This is a genomic window from Halorutilus salinus (assembly GCF_026242195.1).
Classification (GTDB): Archaea; Halobacteriota; Halobacteria; order Halobacteriales; family Halorutilaceae; genus Halorutilus; species Halorutilus salinus.
The window spans coordinates 60,493-85,210 of sequence record NZ_RKLV01000010.1; the positions used below are offsets into that span (position 1 = coordinate 60,493).

At 58.5% G+C, this 24,718-nt stretch carries 23 protein-coding genes and 2 tRNA genes; 13 read left to right on the forward strand and 12 right to left on the reverse strand.

Annotated features, from left to right (window positions below):
• The first annotated feature begins 38 nt into the window (after positions 1-38).
• The 3 genes from EGH25_RS09880 to EGH25_RS09890 all read left to right on the forward strand — a co-directional run bounded on the left by EGH25_RS09880 (position 39) and on the right by EGH25_RS09890 (position 2,425).
• Positions 39-965: an alkaline phosphatase family protein gene (locus tag EGH25_RS09880; protein ID WP_266088108.1), complete on the forward strand. Its 927-nt coding sequence runs from the start codon at positions 39-41 to the stop codon at positions 963-965.
• Positions 966-1,043: 78 nt separating this feature from the next.
• On the forward strand, positions 1,044-1,172 hold the full coding sequence (locus tag EGH25_RS09885) for a hypothetical protein (protein ID WP_266088110.1): 129 nt from the start codon (positions 1,044-1,046) through the stop codon (positions 1,170-1,172).
• Between the two features lie 113 nt (positions 1,173-1,285).
• Positions 1,286-2,425 (forward strand): citrate/2-methylcitrate synthase, encoded by a 1,140-nt coding sequence (locus tag EGH25_RS09890; RefSeq protein ID WP_266088112.1) that lies wholly within the window; start codon positions 1,286-1,288, stop codon positions 2,423-2,425.
• On the opposite strand, the gene EGH25_RS09895 is transcribed toward EGH25_RS09890, so the two are convergent.
• Together EGH25_RS09895 and EGH25_RS09900 are read right to left on the reverse strand one after the other, a co-directional pair.
• Complete coding sequence (locus tag EGH25_RS09895; RefSeq protein ID WP_266088114.1) at positions 2,426-3,295, reverse strand: class 1 fructose-bisphosphatase; 870 nt, start codon at positions 3,293-3,295, stop codon at positions 2,426-2,428.
• Positions 3,292-4,074 (reverse strand): class I fructose-bisphosphate aldolase, encoded by a 783-nt coding sequence (locus EGH25_RS09900; protein WP_266088116.1) that lies wholly within the window; start codon positions 4,072-4,074, stop codon positions 3,292-3,294. The genes EGH25_RS09895 and EGH25_RS09900 overlap by 4 nt, the downstream gene beginning before the upstream one ends.
• 93 nt (positions 4,075-4,167) lie before the next feature.
• Here EGH25_RS09900 and EGH25_RS09905 point away from each other — a divergent pair.
• Positions 4,168-4,242, forward strand: a tRNA-Arg gene (locus EGH25_RS09905).
• 151 nt (positions 4,243-4,393) lie between these two features.
• Here the strand turns inward: EGH25_RS09905 and EGH25_RS09910 are convergent.
• The gene (locus EGH25_RS09910) at positions 4,394-4,591 is read right to left on the reverse strand and encodes a hypothetical protein (RefSeq protein ID WP_266088118.1); all 198 of its coding nucleotides are present in this window, start codon (positions 4,589-4,591) and stop codon (positions 4,394-4,396) included.
• Positions 4,592-4,768: 177 nt separating this feature from the next.
• Between EGH25_RS09910 and EGH25_RS09915 the strand changes: the two genes are divergently transcribed.
• Positions 4,769-5,116: an HTH domain-containing protein gene (locus tag EGH25_RS09915; RefSeq protein WP_266088120.1), complete on the forward strand. Its 348-nt coding sequence runs from the start codon at positions 4,769-4,771 to the stop codon at positions 5,114-5,116.
• Positions 5,117-5,118: 2 nt separating this feature from the next.
• Positions 5,119-5,361 (forward strand): type II toxin-antitoxin system RelE family toxin, encoded by a 243-nt coding sequence (locus EGH25_RS12315; RefSeq protein ID WP_266088122.1) that lies wholly within the window; start codon positions 5,119-5,121, stop codon positions 5,359-5,361.
• Between the two features lie 156 nt (positions 5,362-5,517).
• Here EGH25_RS12315 and EGH25_RS09925 read toward each other — a convergent pair whose 3' ends face one another.
• A complete protein-coding gene (locus tag EGH25_RS09925; RefSeq protein ID WP_266088124.1) occupies positions 5,518-6,165 on the reverse strand; it encodes an RAD55 family ATPase in 648 nt (215 codons plus the stop codon).
• A 194-nt stretch (positions 6,166-6,359) separates the two neighbouring features.
• Between EGH25_RS09925 and EGH25_RS09930 the strand changes: the two genes are divergently transcribed.
• Together EGH25_RS09930 and EGH25_RS09935 are read left to right on the forward strand one after the other, a co-directional pair.
• Complete coding sequence (locus EGH25_RS09930; protein ID WP_266088126.1) at positions 6,360-6,830, forward strand: 50S ribosomal protein L11; 471 nt, start codon at positions 6,360-6,362, stop codon at positions 6,828-6,830.
• 7 nt (positions 6,831-6,837) lie between these two features.
• The gene (locus EGH25_RS09935; protein ID WP_266088128.1) at positions 6,838-8,691 is read left to right on the forward strand and encodes a PINc/VapC family ATPase; all 1,854 of its coding nucleotides are present in this window, start codon (positions 6,838-6,840) and stop codon (positions 8,689-8,691) included.
• Between the two features lie 25 nt (positions 8,692-8,716).
• Here EGH25_RS09935 and hemE read toward each other — a convergent pair whose 3' ends face one another.
• Both hemE and rtcA read right to left on the reverse strand, forming a co-directional pair.
• A complete protein-coding gene (gene hemE, locus EGH25_RS09940) occupies positions 8,717-9,706 on the reverse strand; it encodes a uroporphyrinogen decarboxylase (RefSeq protein ID WP_266088129.1) in 990 nt (329 codons plus the stop codon).
• A 22-nt stretch (positions 9,707-9,728) separates the two neighbouring features.
• The gene (rtcA, locus tag EGH25_RS09945) at positions 9,729-10,706 is read right to left on the reverse strand and encodes an RNA 3'-terminal phosphate cyclase (protein WP_266088131.1); all 978 of its coding nucleotides are present in this window, start codon (positions 10,704-10,706) and stop codon (positions 9,729-9,731) included.
• 87 nt (positions 10,707-10,793) lie between these two features.
• Here rtcA and EGH25_RS09950 point away from each other — a divergent pair.
• Together EGH25_RS09950 and EGH25_RS12160 are read left to right on the forward strand one after the other, a co-directional pair.
• A tRNA-Arg gene (locus EGH25_RS09950) sits at positions 10,794-10,866 on the forward strand.
• A gap of 88 nt (positions 10,867-10,954) precedes the next feature.
• Entirely contained in the window at positions 10,955-12,550 is a 1,596-nt protein-coding gene (locus EGH25_RS12160; RefSeq protein WP_266088133.1) for a DUF7845 domain-containing protein, read from the forward strand.
• Positions 12,551-12,808: 258 nt separating this feature from the next.
• On the opposite strand, the gene EGH25_RS09960 is transcribed toward EGH25_RS12160, so the two are convergent.
• From EGH25_RS09960 to EGH25_RS09980, 5 genes are all read right to left on the reverse strand, one after another.
• Positions 12,809-13,546, reverse strand: a complete 738-nt coding sequence (locus EGH25_RS09960; protein WP_266088135.1) for a M48 family metallopeptidase — start codon at positions 13,544-13,546, stop codon at positions 12,809-12,811.
• Positions 13,543-16,536 carry a type I restriction endonuclease subunit R gene (locus EGH25_RS09965; protein WP_266088137.1) on the reverse strand — a complete coding sequence of 998 codons (2,994 nt, stop codon included), beginning with the start codon at positions 16,534-16,536 and terminating at the stop codon, positions 13,543-13,545. Before EGH25_RS09965 ends, EGH25_RS09960 begins: the two co-directional genes overlap by 4 nt.
• Positions 16,537-16,661: 125 nt before the next feature.
• On the reverse strand, positions 16,662-16,895 hold the full coding sequence (locus EGH25_RS09970; protein ID WP_266088139.1) for a hypothetical protein: 234 nt from the start codon (positions 16,893-16,895) through the stop codon (positions 16,662-16,664).
• 165 nt (positions 16,896-17,060) lie between these two features.
• Entirely contained in the window at positions 17,061-18,404 is a 1,344-nt protein-coding gene (locus EGH25_RS09975) for a restriction endonuclease subunit S (protein WP_266088141.1), read from the reverse strand.
• Positions 18,401-19,966 carry a class I SAM-dependent DNA methyltransferase gene (locus EGH25_RS09980; protein ID WP_266088143.1) on the reverse strand — a complete coding sequence of 522 codons (1,566 nt, stop codon included), beginning with the start codon at positions 19,964-19,966 and terminating at the stop codon, positions 18,401-18,403. The genes EGH25_RS09975 and EGH25_RS09980 overlap by 4 nt, the downstream gene beginning before the upstream one ends.
• 108 nt (positions 19,967-20,074) lie before the next feature.
• Between EGH25_RS09980 and EGH25_RS09985 the strand changes: the two genes are divergently transcribed.
• Positions 20,075-21,874 (forward strand): GmrSD restriction endonuclease domain-containing protein, encoded by a 1,800-nt coding sequence (locus EGH25_RS09985; RefSeq protein WP_266088145.1) that lies wholly within the window; start codon positions 20,075-20,077, stop codon positions 21,872-21,874.
• Positions 21,875-21,978: 104 nt separating this feature from the next.
• Here EGH25_RS09985 and EGH25_RS09990 read toward each other — a convergent pair whose 3' ends face one another.
• Positions 21,979-22,872: a hypothetical protein gene (locus EGH25_RS09990; protein ID WP_266088146.1), complete on the reverse strand. Its 894-nt coding sequence runs from the start codon at positions 22,870-22,872 to the stop codon at positions 21,979-21,981.
• 276 nt (positions 22,873-23,148) lie between these two features.
• Here EGH25_RS09990 and EGH25_RS09995 point away from each other — a divergent pair, with 276 nt between their 5' ends.
• Complete coding sequence (locus tag EGH25_RS09995) at positions 23,149-23,619, forward strand: DUF3592 domain-containing protein (protein WP_266088148.1); 471 nt, start codon at positions 23,149-23,151, stop codon at positions 23,617-23,619.
• Between the two features lie 124 nt (positions 23,620-23,743).
• Positions 23,744-24,238, forward strand: coding sequence for a hypothetical protein (locus EGH25_RS10000; protein WP_266088150.1), 495 nt, complete (start codon positions 23,744-23,746; stop codon positions 24,236-24,238).
• The last annotated feature ends 480 nt before the right edge of the window (positions 24,239-24,718 follow it).

A 24,718-nucleotide genomic window follows, 5' to 3' on the forward strand; every position in this document is an offset into this window, starting at 1 on the left:
CGAAAGACAGTAGTGGTACAGACGACAACCGGGACGCGATGGGACTCGGCGACTGGGTGGGCGAGCAGGCGAAGAACGTCCGTCAGAACGGATTAGACGGCGTCCGCGACATCGCATACGACCTGTACGCCGGACTCTGGTGGCTCGCCTACCCTATACCCCGCGGTACGAACGTCTACGACCGCGGCGACTGGGACGTACTCGTCATACTCGACGCGTGCCGTGTTGATCTCCTGCGCTCCGTCGCCGACGAGTACGGCTTCATAGGGTCGTCGGAGAACGTCGAACGCGTCGAATCCGTCGGTAGCATGTCGAAGGAGTGGATGGCTAAGACCTTCGACGCCGACCACGCTGATGAGGTTGCTGAGACTGTCTACGTCACCGCGAACGCCTTCTCCGAACGTATCCTCGACGAGGAAAGTTTCCTCGAAATCGACGAGGTCTGGCGTTACGCGTGGGACGAAGAGGAGGACACCGTACTCCCGCGTCCCGTCACCGACCGCGCTCTGCATGCGGCGCGCGAACACGACCCGGACAGACTCATCGTCCATTACGTCCAGCCGCACCACCCGTTCCTGTCCATCGACGGCTTCGACGCGGCGACGTTCGGACCCGACTCCTCCGACACCGTCGTCGATGCACTGCGCAAGGGTAAGATAGACCGCGACAGCTTCATGTCGGCGTACCGCGACAACCTCCGCGCCGTCCTCGACGACCTCGAACTCCTTCTCTCGAACGTCGACGGCAAGGTTGCGGTGACAGCGGATCACGGCGACGCGCTCGGCGAGTGGGGTGTCTACGACCACCCGGTTGGCTTCCTACACCCCGCCGTTCGTACGGTTCCTTGGGTCGAGGTGGAGGCGACGGATACTGGCGAGCATACGCCTGAGACGTGGAAGGCGTCGCCGGAGACGGGTGACGAAGAGGTAACCGACCGTCTCCGTTCCCTCGGCTACGTCGGCTGAACGTTCCGTTCTCGTTACCCGAACGGTTGAAAAGCACAGTTTACTTGTATTTTGACCATCTCTGTAAAACAGATTAGCATGGGGGAGGGGGACTGGAGTGACACCGAGGCGAACTGTCCGGACTATGGATGCACAGACACGGTTGAGCACGACAAGACGGGGGCTATCTGGTGCAGGAGCTGTGGTATGGAGTACGTGCGTAAGTAGACCCCGTCGGGCGTCCCGGTGAAGGATTCCTGCGCCGTCGGTCTTCGACAGACACGGGCTTGGCTAAACTTATCGCAAGAAAGTTAACGCGTTGAGCCGATATGCTGGTAACGATGACCGACCCTGAACCGATACGCCGTATAGGTCTCGAAAACGTGGTTGTCGCGGACACGGAGCTAAGCCATATAGACGGCGAGAAGCCCGAACTCCTGTACCGCGGTGTGGATGCGCAGGAACTCGCAGAGAAGTCGTCGTACGAGGAGACCGCATACCTTCTCTGGAACGGAGGATTTCCGACGCGCGACGAACTCGATTCCTTCCGCGGTGAACTCGACGACCGTCGTTCGCTTTCGCACGGCGTCGCCGAGATAGTCGAGCACGCGCCCGAGGATGCGGTGCCCATGGACGTTCTCCGTAGCGCCGTCTCGGCGACGAGCGTCTACGGCGACGGTGACGGGACGACGCGTGACAGGTCGCTCTCCGTACTCGCCAAGGCACCGACGGCTCTCGCCGCCTTCGGACGTGCGCGCGACGGTTACGAAGCCGTCGAACCCCGCGAAGACCTCGATACGGCGGCGAACTTCCTCTACATGCTCAACGGCGAGGAACCCGACGAACGTCACGCCGAGATACTCGACACGGCGTTACTTCTCCACGCAGACCACGGTCTGAACGCATCGACGTTCACGGGACGCGTTATAGCCTCGACCGAGTCTGACGTCGTCTCCGCGGTCACGGGCGCTATAGGCGCTCTAAAAGGACCTCTCCACGGCGGCGCGAATCAGGACGTTATGGAGATGTTGCTCGACATAGAGGACAGCCAAAAGGACGTCTCGTCGTACCTCGCCGGGATGCTCGAAGACGGCGAACGTGTACCCGGATTCGGACACCGTGTCTACGAGGCGTTCGATCCGCGCGCCGAGGTCTTCAAGAAGATCGCCAAGGAGGTATCGGAGAAGACCGACGGACCCGACTGGTTCTCGATGCTCGAAGAGGTCGAGGCATTCCTCCGCGAGGAGAAACGTATACACGAGAAAGGTATATCGCCTAACGTCGATCTGTACTCAGGAACCGTCTACTACTCGCTCGGCGTACCCGTGGACTTCTTCGTGCCCATGTTCGCTATCGGACGTTCGGTCGGATGGACGGCACAGGCTCAGGAGCAGTACGACGACAACCGTCTCGTACGTCCGCGCGCCGAGTACGTCGGCGAACGCGGTGTCGAATACGTTCCTATCGACGAGCGCGAGTAGCTATACCTCTTCTTCGAGCCTCTCGATAACCGTCTCGTTACCGAGGTAGACTGGCGTACGGTCGTGTACACCGTCGGGTTCACGTTCGAGAAGTGAACCCTCGCCGTCCGACGAACCGCCGCCCGCCGTCTCGATGATGTACGCCATAGGCGCGCCCTCGAACAACGTACGGAGTTTGCCTTGGGGACGTTCACGGAGCGCGGGGTACGCGAAGATACCGCCCTTGTGGAGTACCTGGTTCACGTCGCCGACCATCGAACCGCCGTAACGTAGCTTGAGTTCGTGCTCCACCTCGTCGGCGAACCCCGCGAAGCCGTCCGTCCAGTTCTCGCGCCCGCCTCCGAAGCCGTAGACGGTCGGTTCGGGGAGCGTGAGTTCACGTTCGTCGACGCGTACCCCCTCAGCTCCTTCCTCTCCTCTCTCTGTCTCTACCACGTACTCCACCACGCCGTCGCCGTCGGCTACGACAGCGGTCGTCAGAGGTCCGAAAAGGACGTACCCCGCACCTACGAGGCCCTCGCCCGGAGATGGAAGCGGGGCGTCGTAGACGCCTAAGATTACTCCCGCGGGGTTGTTGGTCACGAGGTTTGAGGAACCGTCAAGAGGGTCGACTGCTACACCGACGCCGTCGCCGCAGTCTACGACGCCCTCCTCCTCCTCGGAGGCGAACCCACCGACGCCTTCGAGGTCGGTGATACACTCCTTGAGCAGACGGTTTGCGTGCAGGTCTGCGCCGAGAACCTCATGACCCGACGGGTTCTCGTCGCCTTCGTACGTACGTCCGTCGGCGAATCCGTCGGCTATACGCGGCGCTGTTTTTACAACCTCGTCGACGACGGCTTCGAAAGCCTCCTCGGCGTCTACGTTCATAGAACGCCGTCGACGCCCTTCCCTTCGAAGACGACGCCTTCGAGCTTGCCGAGTATACCCGACGGCTCCTCGCGCTGGAAGACGTTACGTCCGACGGCGAGTCCGTGACCCCCCGCCGAGACGGTGTCGTGTACGTCGCTAAGGAACGCGCGATCCGACTTCTTCGAACCGCCCGACATGACGACCTTCATACGTCCGGAGAGATCGACGACCTCCTCCATGGCGTCCTGAGAGCCGGCGTACTTGACCTTCGCCACGTCCGCGCCGAGTTCGAGACCTATACGCGACGCGTAGGCGATGGTATCCGTCTTCTTGTCGTTCTTGACGGGCTGACCGCGCGGATACGCCCACATAATCACAGGAAGGTCGTACTTACGCGCCTCCTCCTGTACCTCGCGGAACTCCTCGAACATCTCGCCCTCACGGTTCGAACCCGCGTACATCGTGTAGCCGACTGCGTCCGCGCCTATCTCCGCCGCGTACTCGACCGTGCAGTTCTTGGGCGAGTACGGCTCCGTCTGCCATAGGTTCGACGTGCCGTTGAGCTTGACGAGGAGGTTGACGTCGTCCTCGTACTCCGGGTAGTACGTCTCGGCGACACCCTTCTGTACGGCGAGAGCGGTCACGGCGTCGTGTTGCGCCACCTTGAAGACGTGTTCGGGGTCGGCGCTCTCGGGCACGTCCTCGAAGTCGACGGGTCCGTGTTCGAGACCGTGGTCGTACGCGAGTATCAGCAGGTTCCCGTTCCGTGTTATCGGTGAGTCGTCGATGTCGAGCATGGGTGAACGTAGCCCGCGGCGCACATAAAGCTAAAGGAAAGCCGCGCTCGCCAAACGGAAATCTTATTCGAAGCCTCCACGTACCGCATAACAGCGCCGATAGCTCAGCTTGGACAGAGCGGCTGGCTTCGGACCAGCAACCCGCGGGTTCAAATCCTGCTCGGCGCGAACGAGTGAAACGAGTGAGCGCCGAGTCAGTCAATCTTTGATTAACCCTACTCGGCGCGTGAACGAACGAAGTGAGTGAACCGCCGAGTCCGCTGAGCTCCGCTCAGCGATTACTCGGCGCGAACCGGTCAGTTACCCGAAGTCGGGACACTCACACCGCCCTTCCCGAAAGTCGGCGACGTAGCTTCTCTTTCGTGTGACCAACGACCTCGACGAGACCGGAACCGTCGACGGGGTCGGGTATGACCGTGAGGTACTCCTCGACGGCGCGTAGTTGGCGGTTCGTGAACTCGTCGTGTCTGTCTTCCGCTTCGGTACTCTTTTCGTCGGTCGTGGTGTATCCGTTCATGTCTTCTCACCTGAGGAGACACGTCGCGGGCGTTCCAGCGCCCGTGACACTTCTACCGAACTACGTCGGCGTCCGTGTCCTCCGTGCCTTTACCACACACTACGTAGTGTATGGTATTAAAGCCATCGACTCACCACGACGTGAACGGTTAAGTGGTTGAAGATACAACCGTCGTATATGTCGAGTAAACGAACCCGCGACGAAGGCGGTAAATTCGAGGAGAAGGTGACGGAACAGGACATATTAAAGATATTCGACCGCGCCGACACCCCGGTTCTGACGGCGTCGGACTTAGCCGACGCTCTTCCCGTCGGTCGGGACGCGGTTTACCGCCGTCTTAGTGATATGCACGACGGTGGTCTCGTAGGTAAGAAGGACGCGGGCGCACGCGCCGTCGTGTGGTGGGCTAAGGTCGCGCCCGAACTCTCCGACGAAGCCAAAGAACGCGTCGAGGAGGCGCGCCGGGACGACGCCGTCCCCCTCGACGAACTCGACGAAGAACTCGACGGAGAAGACGAAGCGTAGGTATGACCGACGTCGTAGTGTCGGACCGTGCCGCTGATTGGCTACGGGACGTCGAAGGTGAGACGAGTAAGCGAATACGGAACAAGCTACACGACATAACCGACTTCCCGGGACACTACCTTAGCCGTCTCACGGATAGCCCTTACTACCGTCTTCGTGTCGGGGATTACCGCGTGATAATAGATTGGGACAAGGACCGAGACGAGCTTTTCGTCCGTGATATACGACACGGGGCGTATGACTGACGCCACGGACGGCGTCAACGCCCCCGACGTACCCCATTACGGTTCGTGTCCCGCGCGTGGCTACGTCCTCGAAGACAGCTAACCGACGCCCGCGTCTCGATCCCCGACAACGACGACGCGTTACGCCTGATGTACTCAACGCGACCCCTCAGACGGTCAGCCGAGAGCCACCCAGTCGGTGGCTCCGTTCGTCAGACCCGTTACACGAACCTCCGTACCACCGTCGTCCCTGACCTCCACGGCTCCGTCGAAGAGCTGTCGGAGCGTCGAGTACTCCCTTTCGTCGTGCATACCGGGGTTGATTACGAAGAAGCCGACGCCGTCGATGCTCCTGACACGTCCGGTGAAGACGTGGAGGAAACGGAAGACTGCTTCGAGGTCGGAGTACATCAGGAGCGTGGAGACCGAGTCGAGACAGACACGGTTGCGTTCGATACCTCTTCCCTCCCAGAAGTCGTCCAGAACGTCCGAGACCTGTATACCTATACCCGTCATGTCGCTCGGTGAACCCGCCGTCTTCACCGTTGCGGAGGTTTCTACGTCGACGCCTTGACTCTCGCTAACGCAGTCGACGACGCCGAACCGGTCGTTGCCGTCCGCCCCGTAGCTTTCGAGGAGATCCTCCGCAGACTTGTCGGTGGTTACGTACACCACGCCTTCGTCGTTCTCCACGCCCTCCGAGACACACCTGCGTAAGAACTCGTCGTTCGCGGAGGGGCTTGAACCGGCTACCAGAACGTTCGTGCCTCCGTCCACTCCGCCGATAACGTCGTCTATCCGTGGAACCCCGAACTTGTACTTCAACTGTCTACTACCCCCCCCCTTCTTCCGGTCTGTTCCCCCGACATACTCGTTTTTGTGTACCTACCCTAACGATGGTACGATCGTTATAGTTATATAATTTTTTATATAATCCTCAGTGACTGTAACCGTATCAGTAGCTGTAACTGCGCCCCCTGTTCCAAAATCCTTAATACGCGACCCGAACAGTCTGACATATGGCTGAAACGATAGAGCTTCTGGTCGAAGGGGGCGAGGCTTCGGCGGGACCACCGCTCGGACCCGCCCTTGGACCGACCGAGGTGAACGTCGGACAGGTCGTACAGGCGATAAACGAGGAAACAGCGGACTTCGAAGGGACGGAGGTTCCCGTCACTGTCACCGTCGAGGAAGGCGACTACGAGATAGAGGTCGGTCTCCCTCCAACGTCGGCGCTGATCAAGGACGAACTCGGCTTCGAGACAGGAAGCGGACGCCCGCAGGCGGAGTTCGTCGCCGAGATGTCCGCGGAGGAGTTAAAGAAGGTCGCGGAAATGAAGTCCGACGATCTCCTTTCGTACGACACCAAGAACGCCGCGAAGGAGGTAGCCGGTTCGTGTGTCCCTCTCGGTGTACGTATAGAGGGGGAGGATCCACGCGAAGCCGCACGCCGTATAGACGAAGGCGAGTTTGACGACGTTCTCGCATAGGTTTTAGATGAAGATAGTTCCAGACACGAGCGTCGTAGTAGACGGTCGTATTACACAGAAGATAGAGGAAGGCGACTTCAAGGGCGCTAAGGTCATCGTCCACGAGTCGGTCGTCGCCGAACTCGAATCGCAGGCGAACAAGGGGCGCGAGACGGGTCACAACGGCATCGAGGAGCTGAAGCACCTGAGCGAACTCGCCGAGAACGGGCATATCGTCCTTGAGTACGAGGGCAAACGTCCGACGCTTGAGGAGGTCAAGATGGCGAAGGGCGGCGAGATAGACGCCATGATACGTGCGCTCGCCGTCGAACACAACGCGACTTTCGTAACCTCCGACGGTGTTCAGAGCGAGATAGCGAAGGCGAAGGGTCTTGAGGTAATCTACCTCCGTCCGGAGGAGCCTGAGTACGGCGAGTTAGAGATAGAGGGCTACTTCGACGAGAAGACGATGTCCGTCCATCTCAAGGAGGATGTCGAACCCAAGGCGAAACGCGGCGACATCGGCGCGATGCGTTTCCGTAAGATACGTGACCGCGCGCTCGAAGGCTACGAGGTCCGGCGGATGGCGCAGGAGATTATAGAGGTCGTCAACAGGAGCGACGAGGGCTTTACCGAGGTCGAGAAGGACGGCATGACGATCGTCCAACTGCGGAGTATGCGTATCGCAATCGCGCGCCCGCCGTTCTCGAACGGACACGAGATTACGGCGGTGCGTCCGGTGGCGAAGGTCGACATGGAGGACTACCGTCTTAGCGAGGATCTCAAACAGCGCCTCATAGAGGATCAGCGCGGTATGCTCATCGCGGGTTCGCCCGGCGCGGGTAAGACGACGTTCGCGCAGGCTGTGGCGGAGTTCCTCAACGACCACGAGTACTCTGTTAAGACGATGGAGTCACCCCGCGACCTACAGGTGAGCGGTGAGGTAACGCAGTACTCAAAGCTCGAAGGTAGCATGGAGAATACTGCCGACGTTCTCCTCATGGTGCGCCCTGACTACACCGTCTACGACGAGGTTCGTAAGACGGACGACTTCGAGGTCTTCGCCGACATGCGTCTCGCGGGTGTAGGAATGGTCGGCGTCGTCCACGCGACGCGCGCCATCGACTCCGTACAGCGCCTTATCGGACGTGTCGAACTCGGTATGATACCGCAGGTTGTCGACACCGTCGTAAACATCGCCGACGGCGCGGTCGAGCGCGTCTACGACCTCGAAAGCGTCGTCAAGGTACCCGAAGGTCTCGTCGAGGAGGATCTCGCCCGCCCCGTCATCGAGGTTTCGAACTTTGAGACGGGTGACGTCGAGTACGAGATCTACTCGTACAACCGTCAGGTCGTCGTAATGCCCATCGGTGAGGAGGAGCGCGGCAAGACGGGCGGCGCGTGGAACCTCGTCAAGAAGGAGATACAGCGCGAGATCGGAGAGGTCGCACGCGGATACGTCGATGTCGAACTCGTCGGCGACGACCAAGCCGTTATCTACGTCGACGAGGACGACATACCGTTCGTCATAGGAAAGAACGGCGCGACGATAAACGAGATAGAGAACAGCCTCGGTATAGATATAGAGGTCAAGTCGCACGAAGAGCGCCCCGAAGAGATGGTTGACGAGTCGTCGGGCGCAGGCGCGGGCGTCGAGACACACGGCGAACCCGCCGACGTACAGGTCACCTCGCGCCACGTAATCATGGAGTTAGACGGTATGGAGGGCGAAACCGTCGAGGTCTACGCCGACGGCGAGTACCTCTTCACCGCCACCGTCGGAAGACAGGGCGACATAAAGGTGTCGCGCGGTAGCGATATAGCCGAGGCGCTCGAAGACGCCGTCGACGCGAACAGGCGTGTGACGGTTGAGGAAGTTTAGCGACGACCGCCGACCGTCCGCTTTCTCACCGTTCGACGGTTTTCGCCGTCTCTACGAACTCCTCGACGTTCTCTACAGGCGTGTTACGCATCACACCGTGCCCGAGGTTTAGTATATGTCCGGCGTCACCAGCCTCATCGATAACGCGCTCCGTCTCGCGCCGCACCGATTCGCGCGTACCGAACAGACGCGCAGGGTCGAGGTTTCCCTGTACGGGCGTGTCGCCGAGTTCGTCGCGCGCCTCGCTCATATCGACCGTCCAGTCGAGCGACAGAACGTCCGCGCCGCTCTCGCTCATAAGGTCGAGGTTGGGGTTACGTACGAAAAGTACGGTCGGTACGTCGACGGCGTCGAACAGACGCCGATGGTACGGAAGGACGTACTCGCGGTAGTCGTCTGGCGCGAGTTCGCCCGCCCACGTGTCGAAAAGCTGTATTACGTCAGCGCCGCTCTCCTCCTGAAAACGCATGTACTCCTCCGTAACGTCGGCGAAGGCGTCGAGAAGTTCACCGAAAGCGTCGGGGTGGCGTGCGCGGAAACGCCGCGCCTCGTCACGTCCACCGTCGAAGACGTACGACGCGACGGTGAAAGGACCGCCTGCGAAGCCTATAGTCGCGGCGTCGTTGCCGAGGTGTGCAGAGAGACGTTCCAGAAGCTCGCCGACGTATCCGATCCCGTCGCGCACGTCGCCGTGTTCGCGGTTCGCGTCCTCCGGCTTCTCAACGGGATCGTCAACGACGGGTCCTACGCCGCTCTCTATACGGTAGTCGAATCCGAGAGGTTCGACCGTCACCAGAATGTCGGAGTACATCACGACACCGTCGGGAGCGAAACGTTCGTACGGCTGGAGCGAGACGCGTTCGGCAACGTCGGGCGTCGATATAGCCTCGCGGAACGTGTACTCGTCACGCATCTCGCGGTACTCAGGCAGGTAACGTCCCGCCTGACGCATCAGCCAGACGGGCGGACGCTCCGTCCGTTCGCCACGGACAGCGCGCAGAAACAGCTCCTTCATACCGGAGAACCGGGCGCGCCGCCTAACTATCTTGCGTCCCGACGGCGCGTGTACCCTCAACCGAAACGTCGCCGAAACGCGACGCTACCTCAACGTTCGTACGCAGATGCGACGTCACATGCGGAGCCTCGTACGAACCGCCCGCGAGAGCGACGTACGGCACGAGCTGGTCGGCGGTGTAGGCGTCTACGTCGCCGTCCGACTCGACGCACTCAATGAGTTCCTCCGCCGCCTCAGCGCCTACTTCCTCCGCAGGCTTCCCGCGCTCGCCTAACGCGCTTCCGCCAAGACGCGTACCCGCGTGACCGACGAGCGTGACCGCCGTACCGCGTGACGGCGCTTCGTCGACATGGTTCTCATCGATTCCGACCGACACGCCGAGTTCGCGCAGACGCTCCTGCACCGCCTCCGTCTGCCTTTCGACTATACCTTCCGGAAGCCCGCAGGCGTGCGACACGCCCTTAACGCGTTCGAGAGCGCCGCGACGCGGTTCGATAGGCGACAACGACGACGGTGAGACACGTAGAACGACCTCGCCGCCGCCCTGAGGATAATGACCGCGCCGCACGAGTTCCACCTCCGCGTCGGCACCCGCGTTACGCACGATAGGCAGAAAGACTTCCGCGAAATGCTCGTACGTCGGACTCCAACGTACGTGCGTACCGCCGTGTATCGTGAAGACAACGTCGCCGTCGGCGCTCAGCGCCGCGGGTAGGACGGCGTGCGCCACGAGCGTCACCGCACCCGCGGTGTCGACATCGACCTCGTACTCACCGCCTTTCGGCGCACCGGGTTCGAAGACGACACGTTCCGAGCCTATCTCGTCGCCCTCAACCGTCGCGTCCGTAACCGCCGCGAGCGCACGCACGCAGGCGAGGTGTTGCGCCTTCAGACCCTGAGTTTCACGACCCGCGCGGACGTTCTCTACAACGACGCGTTCACAGCGAACCGCCGCAAGCGCAAGCGACGTACGCAGAACCTGACCGCCTCCTTCTCCCATCGAACCATCGATTAGCATGAGAACGTCTACGGTGCCCGTACGTAAATTCGGTACCCTTTTGGGAACCTCCGCACAACGGTAGGACGAGTTCCGATAGGGTAGTGGACTATCCTCCGGGCTTGCGGAGCCCGGGACCGGGGTTCAAATCCCCGTCGGAACGCTTTAAATTTCGACACATTCCCGCGTAGTATTATAAGTAAGCCGTCGGGTCGCCGAGCGACAACGCCCATCATAGGAGGTGTGCGCGCGTGACCGCGCCGTCCCTTCTCGAAACGCACCCGCACGAGTTCGGGGCGCATCTGCTCTTCACCGAGTACGACCTGAAGCCGTACTTCGCGGCGCGTAACAGCATACAGGAACACGACGGCGGCGGCTCTGACCTAGCCACTTTCGAGCACAATGAGAGAACGTACACCATAACCTTCAGCTACCAGAGTAGCGGTATAGCACCGCGCGACAAGGACGACATTAACGAGGTCCACGAGTACAGGATACGCGTTCACGAAGTCGACGCACCCGAACGCAAAGCGAGCTTCCTGATACAGCCGCGTTGGGCAAGTATGGAGACGAAGGAAGGCAAGCCGATACCGACACCCGACGTACTCGGCGTCAACGTCAAGACCCAGGGTGCGAACATCGAACCCGACGCGTATCCGACGCTCCTTCGGAAAGCCGCGCGTCGGCTCGACATTAACGCGCAGTATTTCGAGGAGGTACACGACTACTCGACCATCTACGACGCCGCACGGTATGTCCGCGTCCGCGAGGAGAAGAGCCGTAAGATACACTCACGGAACGGCGTTCTGAAACGTATCGGTGAACTCATCGCCGAGACCGACTACCGGAAACTTGTCCAGGACGACAGGAAGAAGAGCGGGTACTACCATACAGTCACGTTCTCCTCCAGCGGCGCGCATAAACTCCTTCAGCATCGATATGCGAAGGAAATCAAACATTATCATACGAAGCACCCGGACTCCTTCGACGAGGACGACCCCCTAAGACACCCTAAGCTCGAAACGTCGTTCCAGAAGTCGAAGAACAAGAGCGGCGCTGTGCCGTGGCACGAACGTGACCGTCTCAAACGCGAACTCGAAGAACAGATTCTCAACCTCCTTGGCTGGACAGGTTTGCCTCTCCGCGATGACGGATACACATACATCAGCGACGGCTACCACGACGTCGACGAGTCGGAGCGTGACCTACAGCTAATAGACGACCCGACTCCGGAGATACGCGACGAACAAGATGCTCTCGTCGTACAGAAACTACGAGACATGAACGAGTCCGACGTTGAGGTTATCGATGAAATCGTCGCCGATGGCGGCGCTAAGCCGCGCGAGATAGCCGAGGACACGGAGTACCACCTCTCGACGGTCTACCGCGCTCTGAAACGTCTCGAAGAGCTTGTTGAACGCGGCGAGGACGGTGTTCGAGTGGCGAGCCGTCACCTCGCCCAGCGTCTACACGACGCCGTACAGGACGCCGAAGAGGTTCTGAAGCAGACTGTCGACAAGGCGGCGCGCGCTCTTGACATGAGCGAGAAGGAACTCGACAGACGCGGAAGCGCGCTCGTACGTTGGATGCAGGAGTACGGCGGCGAGATAGAAGACCCCGAGAACGAAGTTCCAATGGTTGAGATACGCAACCTCACAGGAACGGATATCAAGGAAGCCGTACGCGAGCTTCTACGCGCTTGGGAGAAGGTCGGTAAGAGCGTGCGTAGGCTCAAGCTAGGAACAGTCAAGTACGACCATCCCCGTCTCGACAGGAAGGATTTCGCGGATATAGGCGGAGTTGCGAACCGCCGCGGCACTGTACCGGCTAAGTCTCGCCGCAGATAATTCCTAATCGGTTAGCGACAGCTAAACTCAGACCGACGTTTTTCGTGGTATTTCGTCCGTAGCTGACGTATATTCGTCATTTTCCGAAGGTTCGTTTCCACTGCGGTGTCGAACGTCGAGGATCCTATTGGGGAATATTCGCATGAGGTGCGAATATCCCCTTAGGAGGTGTCCCTAAGGGGACGCGCGAAAAAATACCCACGCCCTCTAAGAGACGCGTTCCAGTCGAAACACTCGAAACAGGGGTCTATTCGGTCGCTATACTGTTAGTGAATTACCGTTAATTCGGAGCCACTCGCGCCGGTCCTCGTAGTCCGGCAGGAGCGAGCCGACGGCGTTCCAGAACGAGGCGCTGTGCTCGTCGTGGCTGGCGTGGGCGAGCTCGTGCACGGCGACGTAGTCCTGTATGCGTACGGGAGCGAGCACCAGACGCCAGTTCAGGAGCACGCCGCCGTCCTTGTACTCGCCCCACCTACCCTCGGGCTCGCCGACCCCGACCGACACGCCCTCGGCGCCGAGCTTGGGGGCGAACCTCTCGGCGCGCTCGGGCAGTTCCTCCTCCGAGCGCCCCCTGTACCAGTCGACGACAGCCTCGCGCTTCCGGCGTACGCTGACCTCGTCGTCGGGCGCGTCGAACCTGTGCACCTCAAGCGTGAACGTGTCGCCGTCGAACGATAGCTCCGGACTCTGAGAACCGGTCTCGACGACCCTGAGGCGGTACTGCCGCCCGCGGTACCGCAGCTTCTCGCCGCTCAGGAACTCCTTTCCGCGCGGCGTGTCCGCCTGCTCGCCAAGACCGTAGAGCTTCTCCAGTATCCAGTCCTTCCGCTCGTCAAGCACCGACTCAACGTCCGAAACGGTCGCCTCCATGGGAGCGCGTACCTCCATCTCCATCGACTCGTCGATACGGAGACCGACTGTCTCGCGCCCCTCACACCAGGTAATCTCGTACGGGACGACGGTCTGACCGATGTGGTACTGGTACGCGTGCGTCATTCTCCGTAGTGCGCCCTCGCTAGCTCTATGATGCGGTTGGTCAGCTCGTCGCGCTCCTCGTCCGACAGGTCGGCGTCCGCACCGTACAGACGCAGCTTCACGTCCTTGCGCATTGACTTCTGGATGTTTACCTTCCGCTTCCACTCGACCACCGAAGCGTGCTCCTCGACGACGCCAACAACGTCGCGCGTCAGCTCGATGAGTCGGTCCTGGCCGACCTCGCCCCCCTCGCCGAGAACTTCCTCGACGGCGTGGTAGAACGAGAGCTCCGTTGAGCTGTCGAGACCCTTCTTCTCCGCCTCGCGGTCGCGCGAACGCATCTCGTTGAGCAGGTCGCGCAGCTCCTCTATGACCTCCTGGTCGGACATACGTTTCTCGCGGTACTCCTCTATGAGGTCCTCTAGGCGCTCACGCAACGAGCCGTAGTGCACGGGGTCCTCATCGTACCGGACGTTTATTTCGTGCTCTATCGCGTGCCGCATCTCGCTCGCCCGCGCCTCGTCGTCCTCAAGCGACTCGACGTGCGCGTCGAACTCGTCCGCCTCCATGACGGAGACTGGCTCGTCGTTCAGCACCTCGATACCCGAAGACTCGATGTGGTCGTTTATGAGCTCGCGCACCTTCGAACCGCAGCCCTCGACGTTCAGGTCGTCGTCGCGGTACCTCTGCTTGGCGCGTGCGTGTATCTCCGTCAGCCTTTCGAGGTCCTCCTTGTACGGGTTCGCCATCGGGTCCGGCATCACGATGTCCATGAGACTTGAGAACCGGCGGAACGCGTTGTTGAACTCGACCCGGGTGTCCTCGGGTTCGAGGGTCTGGAGACACGACTCAACGTCGTCGAGACCGTCGAAGAACGAGAACGCCTTGTTGTGCGCCGCCTCAAGCTCGGGCTTCTTGTCCGAGAGGGGTACCATAGCGCGCTCCACATCGTCCTGGCTGAACATGGCGAGCGCCTCCTTGAGGTTGTCGGAGACGCCGTAGTAGTCGACGACGAGACCGTGATTCTTGTCCTCGTACGGACGGTTGACGCGGGCTATGGCTTGGAGAAGGTTGTGCTCCCTGCGGGGCTTGTCGAGGTACATCACCTGCGCCACCGGTGCGTCGAACCCAGTGAGGAGCATGTCGCAGACGACGAGGAGTTCCACGTCGCCGTCCTCGTCCTTGAAGTCGTCCTTTATTTCCTTCTTCTCGGCGTCGCTCGGTGCGTACTCCTTGATCTCCTCGGGGTCGTTGTGCCCCTTCGATATGACAACGCGGGACTCGGGACCTCCGTGCGCGTCGAGGCGCTTCTTGTACTCGATGGCGGCGCGCTTGCTCACCGTCACCACCATGCCCTTGAACGGCTCGCCTATGTTCTCGTCGTAGTGTTTCACAATATCCTCGGCGACACGGTCGATGCGGTTCTCCGCCTCAGCGAGGTCCTTTTTGCGCGCGTACCTCTTCTTTATCTCCGCCTTCTCCTCCTCGGTGTAGCCCTCGAAGACCTCGTCGAAGACCCTGTCGAGGTCCGCGCCGTCGAGGTGTATGTCCGCGAGCCTCCCCTGGTACAGAATCTCGACGGTCGTGTCGTCCTCAAGCGACTGGTCGATGGTGTAGGTGTCGATGTAGTTGCCGAACGCCCTGCGCGTGTCGCGCTCGTCCTTCTCTATCGGCGTGCCCGTGAAACCGACGTAGAAGGCGTTCGGCAGCGCGGTCCGCATGTTGTTGGCGAGTTGCTTGTACTGCGTCCGGTGCGCCTCGTCGACCATGACGTACACGTCCTCGTCGCGGGTTAGCACAGGGTGGTCAACACTCTCGTCTTCCTCGTCGTCCTTGAGCTGGAACTTGTGTATCAGCGTCGCTATCGTCTGCCCCGCGCCGCTGCCGAGCTCGTCGCGTAGCTCGTCTATGTCGTTCGCCTGTATCGGGTTGGGGAAGCCGCACTGCTCGAACGTCGTGTGTATCTGTGAGTCGAGCGCCTGCCTGTCGGTGACGAGCAGGAGCGTCGGGTCGTCCCTCCTGCGCCGGAGCTTGAGACCGAGGAACAGCATCGTGAGCGACTTGCCGGAGCCCTGTGTGTGCCAGATGACGCCGCCCTGCGACTCGCGGCGGTCGCGCTCGCGTATGGCTTCGAGCGCCCGGTACGTCGCCCTGTACTGCTGGTACCGCGCCACCATCCGCGTGATACCGCCCGCGTCCTCCTCGAAGACGGTGAAGTTGCGGAGCTGGTCGAGGAGGCGCTCGGGCTCGAAAAGCGCGTACAGCATCCGGTGCTGGTCGGGGACGAAGCCGTCGAGACCGAAGTAGTCTTCGAGGTAGTCGTCGTCGACGGGGTAGGCGTCGCGCCACGGCTTGTACTGGTCGCGCGGCGTCCCGTACGTACCCATGAGCGCGCCCTCGTACCAGGTCGCCACGGAGAACTGGTTGTACCGGAACAGCTCCTCCGCGCCCTCCGACTCACCGCCACGCTCGTTCTGGTACCGCGCGAGCTGCTTGAGAGCCTCCGACTTGGGCTTGTCGCCGCCCGGGGGTCCTATCGTCGGATCTTTGCACTCGATAACGCCGAGCGGTATCCCGTTGACGAAGGCGACTATGTCGGGCTTGACCGTCTCGCGCTCGCCCTCGACGGCGAACTGGTTGACGACGAGGAGGTCGTTGTTCTCGGGGTTCTCGTAGTCGATGTACTGCACCGTCTGGTGCTTGTTGCCGTGCCCGCGGTCCTGCTCGACGGACGTGTGGCGCACGAGCTTCTCGTGTATCTGCTTGTTCTCGTGCGTCGTGTTCCGCCCCGCAACCTGCTGTATCTCGCGGACGACCTTGTTGAGGTTGTTGTCGTCTATCCACGGGTTGAGTCGGCGGACGGCGTCGCGTAGCCGCGGTTCGAGCACGGCTGTCGAACGCTTCTCGCGCGGGTCGTCCCACGGCTCTTGGGTGCGGTCCACGACCTCCCAGCCGAGGGTCTCGAAGGCGTCAAGCGCGGGGCGTTCGGTCGTGTCGTACTCGTTGGGCATCCAGTTGGATAGGATAACGGAGGCATCACATAAGAGAGTATAGGCAAGTAGCTTGTAGCACTGAGGATGGGTCTGTTCGCTAGCGAAGATGATGTGCGAGTTCTTGGTGTGGAACAGTTATTCAGCTACAGTGCAGAGAGAAGATATCGAGCGAGTTCACCGCCATTAAACAGCAGATCAATAACCAGAACCGTAACCGCGGCGACACCAGCTATTCGGAGACCGTCCTCTATCTTTGTGGTGCGGTTTTTATCGTATATGCCGTTCTTTCGAGGCTGTCCTGCGACGTTATCAGCGACATCCGCCGCGGCGTAGAGCGCCGCTATTCCCAGAACACCGATTACTACGGCTCCGAGCATACTACATAGAATAACTAGAGCATAATAAAGTTAATTACAAAAAGCTTTTATCCCCATATCAACCGTGATACTGACATAAAATAAGCAGTTCCGCGTCAGTTTCTTGCCGCACCCAACGGCGACTTGTCCGACGCTGTCGTGCGGCAACAACGGAGATCCACCTATCTAGTCCAGCAGGTCGGACGGCGTGCGCACCTCGCCGGTGAGCAGGTCCTGCATCAGGGCGCGCTTGAGCTCCTGAAGCTTCTCTTTCTTCTGCTTCTCCTCGCGGATCTTCGTACCTACCTCGTCGAACTTCTCGGCTATCTCGCGCTGCTCCTCCACGGGAGGAAGCAGTACAGGCATCGACTGAAGGTCGGTCTTTGAAAGCTCTATCTGACCTGTCGAACCCGCGACACAGAACGCGTACAGCATCTTTTGACCGTGAGTCGACTCCAGATAGTACCTAAAGAAAGTCGGGTCAAGAAGCGACTCATCCGTATGCACTCGCGTGATATGGGAGTCGAGCGCGTATTCGTTCGACTCAAGTGTCCATTCAAGCGCCCGTCCAAGCGTACCCTTGCCCGTTGAGTTGACCAGTACGTCGCCACTCTTGACGAAGTACTTGTCCTTCCATTCGTCGGCTACCTCTGAGTCGAGACGCTTGAGCTCCTCCGGGTGGAAGCCGTCCCAGTAGATGCACGACTGGTTCAGGACCGGTACACCGCCCTCCTCTACGTACGTAGGCTGTTTGCCGCGGGTGATAGTCTCCGCGACCCCGTCAAGCTTCGATTTCTCCCAGTCCGCCGGGACTTCCATCTCACGCGGACCGAGATGTATCCGCTTGAACCCGTCGTTATCTATACCCTCGGTCAGCAAGTCCTGCATCAGCCCGCGCTTCAGTTCCTCAGTCGCCTCGATAATCTCCTCGGTCTGCCGTATCTCCTCGTCCACGGTGGAGAGCATGGCGGCGATGCGTCGCTGTTCAGGGAGCGGGGGAACGGGAATCTGAAGATTGTTCTCGAATATATCGTTCGGTACCCGCTGCCGTCCCGTGGAACCTTCCATTAACGAGATAGTGACCGCCCGGAACTGCTGCATGTTAGCGAGATAGTAGACAAACTTTGGCTCTGTCTCGCCTTCGCGGGGATGGAAGACAAGGAACTCGGTCGAACCCGACGCAAGTTCCGTTTCAACGTCCTCAACGAAAGCTATCTTGCCGTTCTCGGTACAGGGCGTTATCTTCGGGTATATCGTGTCACCGTTCTTGAACCACGTCGTTGTGCAGTCCTCCTTCTCTCGTTCCGTGAAATATGTGATACGCCTCTCGTCCTCGCTTACCGCGTCCATCGGCACGAAGTCAAAGGTGCCGGAGTCTGGCTTATCGTATCCCGGATTTAGCTCGATAACCTCGTTGAACTGCGTATGTCGCCAGTGCTCCGGTATCTCGAACTCCTTCGGTCCCAACTGCACCCGCTTGTACCCGTCGCGCACCTCGTTCTCTTCCGCTCGCTCTGCCACCTCGCTCATCTGTACTCCATCTCCTCCATGTACCCCATAAGCTCCTCGTCCGTCTCACGCCTCTCCGCCTCAAGCTCCTCCAGTTCGTCCAGCTTCTCGCTCACGTCGATAGGCTCCTCCGGCTCGGTCGTATCGACATACCGCGGAACGTTGAGGTTCCAGTCGTTCTCCTCTATCTCGTCCAACTCCACGACACGCGAATGATGCGGCTCCTCACGTCGCTCGCGGTACGTCTCGGCGATATGCGCCACGCCCTCGTCGGTGAGCCGGTTCTGGTTCGAAAGTTCCTCGTACACCTGAACGCCCGACTCTCGCAACTCCTCGTCCTCGGCGTAGATAAACTGTACCGCCCCCTCGCGCTCCTCGGGCTTGTCCTTGTTGATGACGAGGATACAGCCCGGCGAAGACGTGTTGTAGAACAGGTTCTCGGGGAGAGCGATAACCGCCTCAACGAGGTCGTCCTCCAAGACAGGCTTCCGTATCTTCTTCTCCGAACGCGACCGGAACAGAACGCCGTTGTCCATCACGACGCCCGCCCTGCCCGTCTCGTTCAGCGACGCTATCATTAGCTGTATCCAAGCCCAGTCTCCGCGGTTCGACGGCGGGAGACCGTACGTGAACCGGTTGTACGGCTCGTTGTCCTCGACCCAGTCCTTGCTCCACTCCTTCTGGTTCCACATCGGGTTCGCGATGACCTTGTCGAACTGTTCGAGCTCGTCGTGCTTCGTCACGAACTGCGGGTCGGTGATGGTGTCGCCCTTCGCTATCCCCGCGTCCTTCACCTCGTGTAGGAGCATGTTCATCTGACCGATAGCCCACGTGTTGAGGTTGCGCTCCTGCCCGTACAGCGAGAGGTCTTCCATCGTCCCGCCGTTTTCGGCGACGTGCCGCGCCGAGTAGATGAGCATACCGCCCGAACCACAACACGGGTCGTAGACGCGGTCTCCCTCGTCAGGGTCTACGCAGTCGACGATGAGCTGGACGACCTCGCGGGGCGTGTAGAACTCGCCGCCCTTCTTGCCCGCGTCGTCTGCGAACTGACGTATCAGGTACTCGTAGGCGCGCCCGAAGATGTCGGGGTCGTCGAGGTCGGCGTTCCTGTACCGGTGCTTGTCGAAATGCGTCACGAGCTTGTCGAGGACCTTGTCGCCGAGGCGTTCCTTGTCGTTGTAGTCGATGCTGCTCAGGACGCGTTCTGCTATCTCGTCGTTCTCGTCCTCGATGGCTTCGAGCGCCTTGTTGAGCGCCGCACCGATATCGGCGTCCTGCGCCGTGATGTGGTCCCAGCGCGCCCGCTCGGGCACCCAGAACTCCTCGTGTAGGTCACGGTCGTTGCGCGCCTCCTCGACCGAGACGGGGTTCTCGTCGGCTATCTCCTCGCTCTCCTCGTCGAACCGGTCGTTGACGCGCTTGAGGAACAGAAGACCGAAGATGTAGTTCTTGTAGTCCGCGGAGTCGATGCTACCGCGCAGTATGTCCGCGGCTTCCCAGAGGTGGTTACGGAGGGTGTCTAGCCCCAGCGTGTCTGGCGAACCCACTCCGGATAATGTCTCCTGTTCTGGTTCAGTCACAGTATGCTCAAACTGTGTGGGTACGTTGTTTAGCTTTTCGTTCGGGTACACCGATTCCCTTGGTTAAATTAGGGAAAGGAATAACAACGGGGACAATAAACTCAGTCCATGGTTGAGGTAGAAAATCCTGGGACAAAGAAGGTCAGTACTCTGTTGGACGATATCGACGACGGCTCCTACGTGATACCCTATTTTCAGCGGGGATTCGAGTGGGAGCCTCAGATGGTTTCCGAGCTGTTTGAATCTATCCTCCAAAACTACTATACGGGTCTGCTACTCTTCTGGGAGCTCGATGAAGCCCGCTCTGAACAGGAAGAGTGGGACCCGGTATGGGGTGCAGAACTCAACTCTGACCCGGAGAAGGCGGTTCTGGATGGGCAACAACGTCTGTCCTCTCTCTACTACGCTATTCATAATCCCAGTAAGAAGTTCCCGAGTAGAGAATCGTATTACATATTCTACCTTGACTTAATCGACGCACTGAACGGCGAGTTTGACGAAGCAATCTCGTACCGCTGGAAGACTAGAAACTACAAAGGATGGTCTGAACTAAGACAGGAAAGGGACGAGTGGATAGAAACGGGGGAAGTGCCCCTGTGTATCCTTTCGGCTGATGACCCGGACGATGCTAACGGCGAATACATCGGCTCTACTGAGTTTCGAGAATGGGCTAGTGAGTTCATAGAAGAGAACTCTGCTAGTCTCCCAGGTGACGTAGCACCATGGGACATCCGGGATATTCTTGAAACCATACTCGACTACAACTTCGTCGTATATCCGCTTGACAGCGACCGTGGAATCGACGATATCTGCAACATCTTCGCTAAGGTGAACGACACAGGAATGAAGCTCTCTACGTTTGACCTCATGAATGCCTTCCTCTACCCGTCCGGGATAGAGCTGAGAAAGGACCTCTGGGAGGGGTTGGACAACGACCAGCTCAAGAGCCTTGACTCCAATATGGACGAAAATCTCCTGAAGATAATCTCCCTCCGAAAGCAGAACTACTGCTCTTCGAAGTACCTGTACAATCTAATTCCTGGCGAAGAGACCGTTCGAGAAGAGCCCGATGGAACCAGGTATGAAGAGGTTTTAGTTGAATCCGGAGAGGAGTTTGAGGAACTCTGGGAAGAAGCCGTGGGCTACGCGGAGCAGGCACGTTCCATGATAATGAACATGGGGGACCGCGAGTTCGGAGCAATAAAAAGCGACTTCATACCACACGCAACGATACTTCCCGTTTTAGCCGCTATCCTCTGGGAATACGACGGACAAGTAGATGAGACCGAGTTCAAGCAACAACTCAAACGCTGGTACTGGTCGGCTGTCTTCTCCCAGGATTACAGCGGGTCTTCCGATACCATGATGGGCAAGGACTTCAGGGACTGGAAAAGCTGGTTAGAGACGGGGGAGACCATAGAACAGATATCGAAGGTTGATGAGGAATTCGTGAGGGAACTAGACCTCAAAGACGTGGACAAAGGTTCCGGAAGGTACAATGCAATCATATGTTTGATAGCACTAAACGGCGCGGAGGACTTCTACCGAGCCAGTATACTCGGCACCGGGGACTTCGTTGACAGCAAGATAAACGACCATCATATATTCCCGAAGAAGGTGGACGGGCTTGATGAGGAAACATCCAAGACATTTGATAGCCTTCGGGACTCTATAGTCAATCGGACGTTAATATTGGATAAGACAAATAACAAAATAAAGAATAGAAAACCTTCCGAGTATCTTGAGCGAATGGAGGAGAGAAATGGTGGGGAACAGGAAGTAAAAGAATTGCTAGAGAATCATCTTATATCTGAGACAGCCTACCGTCATCTAAAGAACAACAACTTTGACGACTTCGTGCTCCAGCGAGAGAGGGACCTAAAGGAGGAAATAGCGGGGATAGTATAGTCAAAGTGTTTACTTAAACTACTATAAAAGAACGCGGAAGCGAGTAACCGTAGTTCAGCAACATCCCGGACAAGACAGAGCATAATCGGTACCCATCGACTGAACTACCACCTAAGCTCAGCCTTGTACAGGCTGTCGTTGTACCTTACGAACCAGACACCTCTGGTATCATCTAAGATATACGGGTTTTCCTGCATGAATCTATCTTTCAACGAGCTGAATCCCTCCGTCTCTTCGCCGTAATAGGTGTCATCTATCGCCTCATTCAGGACGCTTTCGGAACTCTCAGGTGGAGCCTCTAGAGTAAACGAGTGGTTCCTGAGTAGTCTATTACTGTACTCCACAGAGCTGTTTGCCACCACCGAGGATTCATATACGTACAAGTTCCTCTCCAATGTTTCATGATCCCTAGCTGCGACAGTATAGTTTCTACCACGATGGCTTACCACTATCTCTCTTTCCTCAAGCAGTACCGATCTGTTCCTTTCTTTGAGTTCATACAACTGCTCAGTAATGATACGGGGGTTAGAGTCTCGGATACTGTCTATCTTTCTCTCTATCGGTTCCCTGTCTACATTTGGTAGTTCTCTCAGCCTATACTGAGCAGGTCTCTGTGTCCTCGTCACGTTTACTCTTATCCCCTCCGCCGTGACCTTTCCCACCTCTCTCTGTGATAGTCTGTAGTATGCGCCTCTGTACTGGACTGTATCCTTGTCAGAAAACTCGCCGGTAAGGAAGGAATCCTCGGTGGTTCTTTCTGAAGTTCCGTTACTTAGTGCGGTCCTGACGGACGGGTGTAACGAATCCGGATCTACGGTTGTCGACTCTGCTACCTCTGTCGGTCCGTCCAACCGTTCGAAGCTTGCCGTAGCGTCGGCATGTATACATCCGGAAGAGACGACAAACAGGAGAAGTAAGGCGATAGCGAGAGGTATACCCTCTACCGTATTTTGCATCTGTGACCGCAGAGTTAGCGCCTCTGAGGGGTTTCTGCTCATTCGGTGTCCTGTATGCCCCGACGGGGTTTGTATGTAACGTAGGAAGAAACGTTCATTTCAGTTATACATCGTCGGTGGCGTAACTGAACGTACTATTAGTATAGAAAAAGTGCCTAACGGGGTCTCAGAATTCTGAGAGCCGTAACTCAGAATCGCGATGGAGGAGTACAACGAGATTCCCACAACCGAATTTATGAGGGGAGTTCCGAAGGCAAAAGCGCGTTTTTGTATTACGTCGGAATAATGAATACTCAGTAACCTACAGTAACACGAGAGATGGGTTTCAGTATATCCGGACCTTCGGGCACCTTACGGATAGTATTGTTCGTGCTACTCGGAATAGGTGTTACAGGTTACGGGGCGTATAGCTATACCTCACAGGCATCGGCACTGAACTCCGCGGTAGAGGTCGACGCCACCGTGACATCGACGTCGGTTGAGGAGGACTCAAGAAGGCGTGGGGTAGACTACATACCACAGGCTACCTTCACGTACACGTACAACGGCGAGGAGTACACATCTTCGAACGTCTATCCTGGTCCTTTAAGCAAGAAGTTAAAAACCGAAGACGCAGCCGAGTCAGCACTCGAAGGCTATCAAGAAGAGGAAACGGTGACTGCGTACGTGCCACAGGGGGAACCCGAGAACGCATATCTGAAGCATGAGCGTAGCGCCGAGCCACTTGTGCTAACCGGGTTCGGTGTCCTGTTCCTCGTGGCGTCTATCTATGCGGCTGTCAAGAACTAACCGACTCCACCGGTTCCTAAATTTCTCGTTTCCGGAAGTATATGCCATATACCTTCACCCCATTATGAAAAACGAATATCTTCTCCATCGTTATGTATTTTTTATATGAGAGGCAACTGAGATTATGGACTCCGGCGAGTCCTTCCCGACCAGACGCGGTACGGCTTATCTCACCGACAGAGCCGTTCGTTTCGAGGAGTCCTTGCCCGGACTCGTCAAGCGGCTATATTCGGGGTACTGGAAGGGCGGTACATGGTGGCGAAAGTTGATGTTTGTCAGCTACCTCCTCGCTTACCCTGTGGCGGTCTGGTCGCTGTCGACGGTGTACCAGAGAGGAGGGTTCCCTTTCGTAACCGCCACCGTCGGGTTGTTAGCCGTCCTGTTAGTGCTGGACTACGCTCGCGGATTCCGGTCACCTGACCGTATCCCGCTTGACTCTATAGAGGGCGTATCTATCACCCGTGGAAGGAAAGCACTGACACGTCCCAGGGTCATTATCAGGTACTCCAAGGGAGGGTCCACGTACAAACGCAGAGTAAACCTACCCTCGCTGTATACGACCCAGGGTGAAGCTGCGTACGAGGCAGTAGAGACGGCTTTCAGAGAAAGGGGTCTATGAGACAGTTCTACCTGTACCACCTCTCTCTTGGGGTCACCGGAGGGGCGCTGGGGATGGGTTCGGTCTCAACTATGCTGACCGCCGGGTTAAGTCTCCCCTCGGGCTGGCAAGCATAGGTGGCGTTGGACTGTTGGTCGCAGCGGTGTACGATCTCGCTACGGCGAACCCCGAGGAGTTCTCCGTGGGACGAGCTAGGGTCGCCCTCGTCGTTGTAGCGGCTCTGTTGGCGGTTATCGGTGTCGGACTCCAACTGGCAGGGTAACTCCAACAGGATGTCTCGTCGGACGGGATAATCACCCCGACGGTACTACCGGCAGCTACGGCGATAGACGGAGTCCATAAATTATACTCCACGTGATAGCCATACGTAACCCACATGGGAAGCAGGGCTACGCCGGCACATCGGAGCGAAAACGCCCGGACAGCTGTCGGGGTGGCTATCGGTCTGGTTCTTCTCGCTTTCTTCTCCGACTCGGTGAC